9 protein-coding genes are annotated in these 11,178 nt (G+C 40.3%); all 9 read right to left on the bottom strand.

Annotated features, from left to right (window positions below):
* Positions 1–143: 143 nt before the first annotated feature.
* Positions 144–620 (bottom strand): ribonuclease HI, encoded by a 477-nt coding sequence (gene rnhA / locus JET18_RS13925; protein ID WP_202092008.1) that lies wholly within the window; start codon positions 618–620, stop codon positions 144–146.
* A 64-nt stretch (positions 621–684) separates the two neighbouring features.
* Positions 685–2,274, bottom strand: coding sequence for a replicative DNA helicase (dnaB, locus tag JET18_RS13930; RefSeq protein WP_202092010.1), 1,590 nt, complete (start codon positions 2,272–2,274; stop codon positions 685–687).
* Positions 2,275–2,498: 224 nt separating this feature from the next.
* A complete protein-coding gene (locus JET18_RS13935; RefSeq protein ID WP_202092012.1) occupies positions 2,499–4,616 on the bottom strand; it encodes a T9SS type B sorting domain-containing protein in 2,118 nt (705 codons plus the stop codon).
* A gap of 105 nt (positions 4,617–4,721) precedes the next feature.
* A complete protein-coding gene (locus JET18_RS13940; protein WP_202092013.1) occupies positions 4,722–6,857 on the bottom strand; it encodes a T9SS type B sorting domain-containing protein in 2,136 nt (711 codons plus the stop codon).
* Positions 6,858–6,948: 91 nt separating this feature from the next.
* Positions 6,949–8,184: an MFS transporter gene (locus JET18_RS13945; RefSeq protein WP_202092014.1), complete on the bottom strand. Its 1,236-nt coding sequence runs from the start codon at positions 8,182–8,184 to the stop codon at positions 6,949–6,951.
* A gap of 93 nt (positions 8,185–8,277) precedes the next feature.
* Positions 8,278–8,640: a hypothetical protein gene (locus tag JET18_RS13950; RefSeq protein WP_202092015.1), complete on the bottom strand. Its 363-nt coding sequence runs from the start codon at positions 8,638–8,640 to the stop codon at positions 8,278–8,280.
* A gap of 69 nt (positions 8,641–8,709) precedes the next feature.
* Positions 8,710–10,209 carry a GH3 auxin-responsive promoter family protein gene (locus tag JET18_RS13955; protein WP_202092017.1) on the bottom strand — a complete coding sequence of 500 codons (1,500 nt, stop codon included), beginning with the start codon at positions 10,207–10,209 and terminating at the stop codon, positions 8,710–8,712.
* A gap of 129 nt (positions 10,210–10,338) precedes the next feature.
* Positions 10,339–10,587 carry a hypothetical protein gene (locus tag JET18_RS13960; protein WP_202092019.1) on the bottom strand — a complete coding sequence of 83 codons (249 nt, stop codon included), beginning with the start codon at positions 10,585–10,587 and terminating at the stop codon, positions 10,339–10,341.
* Positions 10,588–10,770: 183 nt separating this feature from the next.
* On the bottom strand, positions 10,771–11,163 hold the full coding sequence (locus JET18_RS13965) for a hypothetical protein (protein ID WP_202092021.1): 393 nt from the start codon (positions 11,161–11,163) through the stop codon (positions 10,771–10,773).
* Between the last annotated feature and the right edge of the window lie 15 nt (positions 11,164–11,178).

Raw genomic sequence — 11,178 nt, forward strand, 5'->3', positions numbered from 1 at the left:
TTAATTAGATGCTGTAAATATATTAAATCCCAAGCAATTAATGTGTATTTAATGTTAATTTTACTAAAAATGATAGTAATATTTCAACAAATGATAGGTTAAATCAGAAAATGTCGTATGTAATGCGTATCAATTTAGATTGATTAAAAAAGAGAGTTTTCTTCCAGTCCTTCAAAGTAGGTGTCGATCTCAAGATCGGATGAAGCTGCTGCTGCTACGGCAAGCTTGTCGCAAAGCTCATTTTCAAAATGTCCCGCATGGCCTTTTATCCAGTGCATTTGGGGTGTATGCTTATTGTACATTTCGATGAATCTTTTCCAGAGATCAGGATTTTTTACATTTTTCCATCCTCTTTTGATCCATCCCGCAATCCATTTTTGGTTCACGGCGTCCGCTACATATTTGCTGTCTGTATAAATGTGGATTTCGTTCTCCGAAGATTTTAGTTTTTCCATGGCAGTAATGACGGCCAGGAGCTCCATTCTGTTATTGGTGGTTTTCCTGAAACCTTTGGAAAATGTCTTCTGATAATTCTTTTCGGGAACGCGCATGAGAATTCCATAACCTCCTTTTCCGGGATTTCCGCTGCATGCACCGTCAGTGTATATTTCTATTCTCAAGTTCTGATAGGATAAAACGAGTATAAAAATACTCCGCTGTTATTTAAATTTAAAATGGGTCCGCTTAGAACGGGAAATCATCATCGTCATCAAAATCATTCATGGAAGATCCTGAAAGTTTTGAGCTGTCCGGAAGGTCAAATGCTGCACCCGGCTGGATCGTTGTTTTAATCTTGTCAAATCCGCTTGGCTCATTGGAGCCGAAATTGGAAGGATAACCGCCCATTCCACCATCCAATGCTGCTTCAATATCCCCGAATTTTGCAAAATGTTTTAAGAATGATAATCTTACATCCGCTGTAGCACCGTTTCTGTGTTTTGCGATAATCAGCTCAGCCTGGTTCTCTGTAGGAGTTTCCTGGCCTTCTTCATCATTATCCCACACGGCAATCTTATAGTATTCAGGTCTGAAGATAAATGATACGATATCCGCATCCTGCTCAATCGCTCCGGATTCCCTAAGGTCAGAAAGCTGAGGTCTTTTTCCGGGACGTGCCTCCACACTTCGCGATAGCTGCGAAAGGGCAATAACAGGGACGTTAAGTTCTTTAGCAATGGCTTTTAATGAACGTGAGATCATGGAAATCTCCTGTTCACGGTTTCCAACTCCTTTTCCTCCGCCGCCTGCGGTCATCAGCTGAAGGTAATCCACCATGATCAGTCTTACCCCGTGCTGCATAACCAGTCTCCGGCATTTTGCACGGAAGTCGAATATCGAAAGGGAAGGCGTTTCATCGATGAAAAGAGGCGCGTTTTCCAGTTCGGATACGTTGGAGAACAGTCTCTGCCATTCCTCGTCATCCAAAGTTCCTTTTCTCAGTTTTTCGGAAGAAATTTTTGTTTCGGAAGCAATCATCCTGGTGATCAGCTGTACGGATGCCATCTCCAGAGAAAAGAGCACCATCGGGATTTTGTGGCCTACCGCAATATTTCTGGCCATGGACAGAAGGAATGCCGTTTTTCCCATCGCGGGACGGGCTGCTATAATGATGAGGTCGGAATTCTGCCAGCCTCCGGTTTCTTTGTCAATATCTCTGAATCCTGAAGGAACTCCTGAAAGTCCTTCTTTATCTTTTAGAGATTTAATAGTGTCAATAGCCTGCTTTACCAAAGAATTGGCTGTGTCGAATCCTTTTTTGATCGTTCCGTTGGTGATCTCAAAGAAGGACTGTTCGGCCTTGTCCAGAAGTTCAAATACATCGGTAGATTCTTTATACGAAGAATCAATAACATTGGCGGAAACATTGATGAGACTTCTTAAAATATATTTTTCAAGAATGACACGTACGTGGTATTCAATATGGGCAGATGAGCTTACTCCCATAGTAAGGTCGATGATATAATGATCACCGCCCGCAAGGTTTAATTTATCTTCTTTTTTTAATTCCTGAATAATCGTCATCAGATCCACAGGATGGTTTCCCTCATACAACTTTAAAATTGTGGAAAAAATTACCTGATGTCTGGGATCGTAAAATACTTCCGGAGTAAGAAGGTCAATGGAATGGTCAAGTCCCTTTTTATCAATCAAAAAAGTTCCTATTACCAGTCTTTCAAAATCTACAGCATTGGGAGGCATTTTTCCATCCGCAATAGACAGCTCTCTTGCAAAGTTTCCGTGTGTAAGGGATGATAATGTTTCTTTCTGCGCCATGATGCAAAGATAGTTTATTTACAAAAAATAATTAAAAAATAGTAACTAACAAGTTATCAGCAAACCTCTGTAAGACATAATGGACAGAAAGCAAAAGAATGTTAGTAAAAAATGCGGGGCTCAAAAATAGAAAATTTTCAATAAGTAATGTACTGTCTCGTTAAAATAATGCATAAAAAAAGACTGTCAGTTGTGACAGCCTTTTTTATAGGGTAAGAATAAGTTTATTCTTTATTCTTTAACAGTATCCATCCTGAATATTTCGTTTCGGTACTGTTCTTATCGTTTTCATTCCATGAGATCGTGTACCAGTAAGTTCCTGTAGGAAGTTTCTTGCCTGAAGCAGTTCCGTCCCATTTGTAATCTCTTATTTTGTTAGCTTCGTAAAGCTTGTTTCCATATCTGTCATACACGATAAATACAAGGTTTTTCTTATAAGATAGGGCAGAATAGTCGATTTCGTCATTCACCTTATCTCCGTTCGGAGTGATCGCGTTGATCAGGTTAGGAACGGTTACTGTGATCTGTGTAGGGTTACAGTTGTAAGAATCCTTCAGGAATATTTTGTTTTCTCCTCTAGGAAGACCGCTGAAGGTATTCGTCGCCTGCCAGTTAACACCATCAATTGAATACATATAAGGAGGAGTTCCGCCCGAAGCATTCACTGTGATTGTATTGTTGCTGATGTCTACACTTGAGATCACCGGCTGCTTGGAAGCATAAACGGTTACATTCTGAAGGGTGAAGCATTCTCCTGTTTTTAGTTTTACCCAATAAGCACCTATTCCTACGTTGTTGATCGCTTGTGTGGTTTCACCCGTGCTCCATTCGTATCCGTCAAATCCAGGACCTGCATCCAATGTAGTTTTAGCTTCTGCACAAATTGTTTTGTCTTTTAAAACTTTAGAGCTTACCGGAGGCATAACCACTAATGTGATTTTAGCAATGTCGTAGCATTGGTTGGCATTGGTTACTCTCACAAAAACTTCAGAGTTTGCCGCAAGATACATGGCCGGATTAGGAATCGGGTTAGTTTCTGCCTTGGCATCATCCAGCGTTTTGTAGAATTTCTTGGTCTGGCCTGCTACAGCTCCCACTTCAGCCTGGGTAAGATCAAACATAGCATGAGTGATATCGTTTTCAATATAACATCTCTCCACGACAACATCTCTTAAAGTTACCACCGGATGGAATGACAGAGTAATATTGGCAATGGCAGTACATCCAAATTCAGAAATTACTTTAGCATATACTGTTTTCGGAGCCGAAATATACACTGTAGGATTGGTGATTTCGTTCGTATCAGCATTCAGATCTGCAAGAGTAGGATAATATTTTTTCGTACCGCCTGTAAAAACGTCGGCGGTCGTCAGATCAAATTTTCCGGTTCCCTCGCCGTCATTGTTACATGCAAAGATCGTTGCATTTTTTACGGTTATACTGGCGTCTACAAAATTGAATTTCCCGCTTATAAAGCATTTGTTGACCACGTTGTTAGGGTCGTCAGGATCCAGATATCGGATTCTGTAGTAATAGTCAGTTGTTGCATTTACGGTTGCAATGGTTAAAGGATCATCTCCCGTCACCACATCATTAAGGTTGTCATGGTAAGTAACCTGGAAGTTAGGATTGTTACCGTTAATAATCCCGGCAGTAAGCGTGTTAAAGTTAAACTGAGAAGGCAGTCCGCACACCATAATCGTTGTTGGGTCTGTTGGTTCAGCACCCGGGATTCCCGGCGGAATAAATGGATTGGGTGCCAGGGTAGGATTATTGAACGCAGAGCTCAGCGTAGCTGTACCACCCCATATCAGTCTGAAACCGTCATCAGAGCTCTCGAAGTTATCTACAATAAGATAATAGGTTTGTCCGGCTGTTACGTTCATATAAGGGCTCCATTCTCCCACGTTTCCTGCGGTTCCGGTGCCATTAGGTGTTCCGGGAGGTGCTATGGTCAGGCTCAATCCGGTGTCTCCGTTAGGAACTCTACCTGCGTAGTTACATCGTACTGGCGTTACAAAAGTACCATTCGTATTTAAAGAAGCACATCCATTAGTAGTAGGGCCGTATACTGCAAAATCGTAATCATCCGTGTTAACGTTAGGATCGATTGTAAATGACAGTGTCCCGGATGTTGCTATTGTAAAAGTATACCATACGGAGTAATTTTCATCTCTGCCCAGGCATCCGTTTGCAGATAGGTTCTCCTCAATATTCCCATGTCCGTCAGGAGTATAGAAAATATCTGAGTTTCCACAGAGTGGAATGGCCGAACCACAGTCAGATTGTGCATAAAACACCTGCGTGATCAGTAAAATTAAAAGAAGTAATGTTTTTTTCATGTTTAAATGATTTTCGTGAAACAAGATTTGAATAAAACAAAAGTTATCAGCATTTATGTTAAAAAAAACCGCCCCGGAGAGCGGTTTTTTAGAGTTTAAAAGAGATTATTCTCTATTTTTTACCATTACCCATCCTGAGAACTTGAATGGTGTATTCTTTTTATCATTTTCATTCCATGTTACAGAATACCAGTAAGTTCCTGTAGGAATCTTTTTACCGGCCACGGTTCCGTCCCATTTGTATCCGTTTGATTTATCAGCCTGGTGGATTTTGGTTCCATATCTGTCAAAGACACTGAATATAAGACCGTTTTTCCCTGAAAGAGCTGAATAATCAATCACATCATTTACCCCGTCTCCGTTTGGAGTGATCACGTTAATAAGGTTAGGAACAACCACTGTGATCTCAATCGGTTCGCAGTCATAAGCATCTTTTACATAGACCTGATGATCTCCTCTGGAAAGATTGGTGAATACATTTGAATCCTGCCAGTTGATATTATCCAGAGAGTATTTGTATTCCGGAGCTCCTCCGATCACATTCACTGTGATGGTATTGTTTGAAATATCAATATTAGAAACTACAGGCTGCTCGGAAGCATATACTTTTACCTGCTGTAATGCGATACAGTCTCCGGTTTTCAGTTTAACCCAGTACGTTCCTACCGCTACATTATTGATAGACTGTGTAGTTGCTCCTGTGCTCCATTCGTAACCGTTGAATCCAGGTCCTGCATCCAATGTGGTCTTATCTTCAATACAGATGATCTTATCCTGAAGAACACTTGAATAAACAGGGGCAAGTACCGTTAATGTTACCTTGGCAACGGAATAACATCCCTGTGCATTGGATACTTTTACATACACTACACCGGTTGGTGCATCATAGGTTAAGAAATTCAGAATCTCATTGGTTCCGCTTACTGCATCAGCCAGAGATTTATAATATTTTTTAGTAGCGCCTACAACCGTTGTAACTAATGCATTGCTCAGATTGAATGTTCCTATTGAAGGATTTCCTTCATGGAAACAAGCTCTTAAAGAAGAGTCATTTACTGTAACCAAAGGATGGAATTTCAGCGTAATTTCAGCCGTAGCAGTACATCCGAATTCATTCGTTGCCTTTACAAAGATTTTTCCTTCCGCAGATACAAACTGATAGATGGATGGACTTGTAATTTCATTGGTCCCTGCATTCAGGTCAAACATAGTAGGGTAGTACTTTAAAACATGCGCCGGAAGGGCTCCGATCGCAGCTGTCGTAAGATCAAATACTGATGTTCCCGAATAGTTGTTGCTGCAATTCGTCAGCGTGGCATTATTTAAAGTAAAACTGGCGTCCTTGAATTTGAACTTTCCTGTAATGAAACAGCCGTTCATTGGGTTCGTCGGATTGGCAGGGTCCTGATAAACAATTCTGTAATAATAAACTGTTGTAAGGTTTGCTATTTCACTGACAACAGGATTTCCTCCTGTGATGGCGTCATTCGTATTTTTATGATATGTTACTTTGAAATTCGCACTATTCCCATTAATAATTCCGTTGCTTAGCGAAGTGAAGTTAAACTGGGTCGTAGGTGAACATACCATTACTTCATTTGGATCTGCAGGGTTAGCTGCCGGAAGTCCCGGGGTCACAAAAGGAAACGGTGCTAATGCAGGATCGTTGAATGCAGAACTTAAACTTGCAGTTCCTGTCCAGTTAAGAGAGAATCCATCCGGAGAACTTCTGAAGTTATCCACAATAAGATAATACGTTTCACCAGCCTGAACGACCATGTGAGGGCTCCATTCATTATTATTTCCTGCGTTTCCGTTGGTATTCGGCGGTGGCGGAGGAGGGATGGTTAATGATAAACCTGTATTTCCTGTAGTTGTACCACCGTAGTAATTACATCTAAGCGGTGTTACAAAAATATTGTTGTTGTGCAGAGAAGTACAGCCGTTGGTAGTAGGGCCATACACTGCGAAATCGTAGTCATCACTATTAACGTTAGGGTCAATAGTAAAAGCCAGCGTTCCTGATGTAGCTGCTGTAAAAGAATACCACACGGAAAAATGCTCATTGGCGGTGTCACTCAGACAAGAATTCGCACCAATGCCCTCCAGGATATTTCCCGGTCCGGCTGGGGTATAGGAAATATCTGAATTTCCGCAGATAGATATTGCACTAATACAGTCTGATTGAGCATATAAGATGCGCGAGCAGATGATTAGAAAAACGAGTAATGCTTTTTTCATAAAGGGGGATTTAAAAAAGACAAATATAAAAAATTATTAAAGTTAAATTAAAGTTTTTGTGATATATTTAATAGAATCAGCATATTATTGTCTAATAATTCATTTTCCTCAGCTTGGGATTTGTACCAGCCACGAGAAGAGCAACGAGTACCGTCATGCTTCCCCCAAACACCACAGACCGCACTACGCCTAATAATTTTGCCATCAGTCCGCTTTCAAACTGCCCCATTTCATTGCTGGACATGATGAATATAGAATTCACGCTCAGTACACGCCCTCTGATATGATCCGGAGTTTTAAGCTGGACAATAGTTCCGCGGATCACCACAGAAATACCGTCAAGCATTCCGCTCATCACCAGGAATATAAACGACAACCAGTATAGTTTAGACAGTCCGAAACCAATGATGCAGAGCCCGAATCCTGCCACCACAGCCAGAAGAATTTTTCCTTGATTCTTTCTTAAAGGAACCAGAGCGAGAATTGTGATGATACACATAGACCCTATATCAGAAGCCGCATTCAGCAGTCCGAAACCTTCCGCACCCGCATCTAGAATATCCGTAGCAAATACCGGAATCATAGCTACCGCACCCCCGAACAGAACCGCAAACATATCAAGGCATAAAGCCCCAAGAATTTCTTTTGTTTTAAAAATATAGGAAATTCCTTCACGCATGCTTTCCATAACTTTTACATTCTCCTTTTTGTGTTCCGAATGCTGCTGTTTAAGCTGCCAGAAAAATAATGATGCAATAAATATCAATGAAATAATCACAATGAGGGTCCATTTTACCCCGAAGTAACCAATAAGGAGCCCGCCGGCCGCATGCCCGCATACCGAAGAGATAAGAAATGCAGCCTGATTAAGCGTTATCGCGTTCGGTAAATTTTCTTTCTTTACAATTTTAGGAATCATAGAAGGAACGATAGGCCCGATAAAAGCTCTCGCAATTCCCGTGAAAAAAATAACCCCATAGATGTAATAAGTGATCTCGTGTCCGTTGAAATGCATCTCCACATTGAAAAAAGCAGGAATCAGAAGCAGACCGATCAGGAAGATATAAGCATAATTACAGATCAGCAGCAGCCTCTTTTTTTCATTCATATCAATTACATGACCCGCATACAAAGCACAGCTTACCGCCGGAATTACCTCTGAAAGCCCGATCAGGCCTATGGAAAACGGATCTTTTGTTAATTGATATACCCACCATCCCAATAAAGTAGCAAGCATTCTGAAGGCTAAAACAATAAAAAATCTTCCCGTAAGAAGATTCCTGAATTCAACATTTTGCAATGTTTTTAACGGCGTAAAAGAAATCATGCACAAAAATAGCCCTAAAAATTCATTTAGGGCCGTTTATATACTGTTTTTTCAAATGATAAATCAAATAGGTGCCGAAAGATAAAATCTATTTTAGTCGGCTCTCAGTGAGCTGATCACAATAGCCGCAACACCTGCTGCTCCAATCACGGTAGCACCTGCTGTTACTCTTGCTTTGGATCTGTCTTTTACCGCAGCCACATTAGCTTTTGGAATTATCACCTCCGTACTGTCTTTTTTACCGGCAGTTCCGATAAGGTTTTCACCGTCGGTATTTCGGAATAGCATCTTTTGTTTTGGAGAACCATCTTTCATGGTAACAACATATATTTTTCCAGCTTGAAGATTAGAATAATTATTTTTTGAAACGTCCTCGCTGTACTTTGTGGTAGCGCAGGATGAAATCACAAATAAAGATGTTAGTAAAGATGATTTTAAAAGTACAGATGCTCTCATTATTATTTTTTATTTTTCCAAATTTATAATTTTTTTCGAATATATGTTTTTTGAATTGAAAAAATATCTTTAAAGTTTGTAAATTTCTAATAGATCTGCAATTTTTCTGTCGTTCGCAAGTCTCGGTGTTTTGTTCTGCCCGCCCAGTTTACCCTGAGATTTTGCATACTCATGGAAAGCATTCTTTTTCAGTCCCGTGATCTGAAGCTGCTGAAGAATATTTCCTGTAATGAGGTCATCATAGTAAGTATTTCTCTCACGAAGCTGTTGGTCCAGTTCATTTCTGAATGATTCTAAATTTTCAGGTTCCTTTTCAAATTCTATCAGCCATTCATGATATGGAAGGCCTTCCGTAGGATTAACCTGAGGGGCAAGATGAAATTCTGTGATCTGGGCCGGATGTTTTTCCAGAGTGGCTTTCATCGCTTCCTCCACCTCAAAAGCAATCACATGTTCCCCAAAAGCTGAGGTGAAATGCTTAGTCCTTCCGCTTACCAGAATCCGGAAGGGATCTTTATCGATAAACCTTACCACATCTCCTATTGAATAAGCCCACAAACCGGAATTCGTTGTCAGGATCAGAGCATAATCTTTGTTGAGCTCCACCTCTTTTAACGTTAATCTTGATGCTCCGGGCTTGCCATATTCTTCCAGTGGAATAAATTCATAGAAAATTCCATGATGGGTTAAAAGAAGAAGCCCTTCTTTGGTATAGTCATCCTGGAATGCAAAAAAGCCTTCAGATGCAGGAAATGTCTGGATAATATCAACTTTTCCACCCAGCAGATCCTCCATTTTATCCCGGTAAGGTTCATAATTTACGCCTCCGGTAACCAGCAGCTGCAGATTAGGGAAAAGCTGTTTGATCTTTTTGCCATATTTTTCCGTAAGTTTTTCAAAATACATCACTAGCCACGGCGGAATCCCTGAAATCAGGGTCATATTTTCATGTTCCGTTTCTTCAATGATTTTATCCACTTTGGCTTCCCAATCCTCCATAACGTTTGTTTCCCAGCTTGGAAGACGGTTTTTCTGAAGATAAGCAGGGATATGATGTGCCACAATTCCGGAAAGGCGGCCGGTTTTTATCCCGAAAACCTCTTCCATCTCAGGACTTCCCTGAAGAAAGATCATTTTTCCGTTCACGAAATCCGCATTGTTTTTCTGGGCGATATAATGAAATAAGGCACTTTGAGCTCCCGCGATCTGAAACGGCATCCCTTCTTTTGAAATAGGAATATATTTTGAACCTGAAGTGGTGCCGGAAGTCTTGGCAAAATATTCAGGCGTTTCAGTCCAGAGAATATTGGCCTGCCCTTTCTTTACCCTTTCTATATAAGGTTTTAAATCTTCGTAATCGGCAACGGGTACTTTTTCCTGGAATTCTTTTACAGATTGAATGTTTTCAAAATCATGCTCCCTTCCGAACAGGGTTTTCTGAGCCGTTTTTACCAAATAAAGTAAAAGAGCCTCCTGATTTTTCTCTGAGTTTTTTTTGAATTCCGCGGTTTTCTGAACATGTTTTTTTGCCCAGACCAGCGCCGCATTTTTCTTGAAGAAATTTAACATGCCTCAAATTTATAAATAAGTATACAATATGAAATCATTTTCATCAGGATATGCCACAAAAAAACCGGCGAATGAGTTTCACCGGTTCTTCGAAATTTGATTATGAAAATAACAACTATATGTTAAAGTTTACTTGTTTTCCTTGTACCTCTTGTCTGGAGTGCCGTCTTTTTTCAGCTTTTTGTTGTCTTTGTATCTTTTATCCGGCGTTCCGTCCTTTTTCATTTTGGCTGCGGGTTTGGCGGTTTTGGCTTCAGGAGCTTTTACAGCTGTTTTCGTAGTATGATGAGGGGCTGCAGGACTTGCAGGAGCAGTCTGCTGGGCGGTGGCAAATCCTAGTCCTATGGCTAGTGATAGTGCTGTTAATAATTTTTTCATGAGGTGTACTGTTTGTTTTTTGTTATGTAAAGGTATACAAAAAACGGGCTGAAAATCTTCTGTTTACAACCTTAACTAAAGTTTATTACTGCTTAAAAAAAACTTAAAACCACCTGCCGTGAAATAAAAAAGCCTGCTCTCATTTTTGAGACCAGGCTTTTAATATAGGTAAGATAGTTGATTTTAACGTGTACAGTTGGCTGTCCAGGTTTTACCATCCTTATTATAAAGGATTTTCAGATCATTGTTATCAATTCTGATATAAGAAGTAGCTGTACCTCCTACCATAACAAGAACATTGTCTCCCTGCTGCTGGAATTCAACCCCGTTAAGATCCGGAATACCGTTCGAGAATGCGAAGTTGTATTTTGTACCGCTCGCAATTTTTGTTACAAAAACACTTCCGTTATCTGTACTGTTATTGGTAGATCCGTCGTTGTAAGAAATACTTCCTTTATACGTTCCTGCGAAGAAATCATTGTTTACAGGGTCATCATCCTTACTGCATGAGGCAAAAGATAATGTGGTGACAAACACCAGCATTAAAATTCCTAAAATTCTGATTGCTTTTTTCATAATATTATTTCTTTA

The organism is Chryseobacterium endalhagicum (assembly GCF_016745235.1).
Lineage (GTDB): Bacteria > Bacteroidota > Bacteroidia > Flavobacteriales > Weeksellaceae > Chryseobacterium > Chryseobacterium endalhagicum.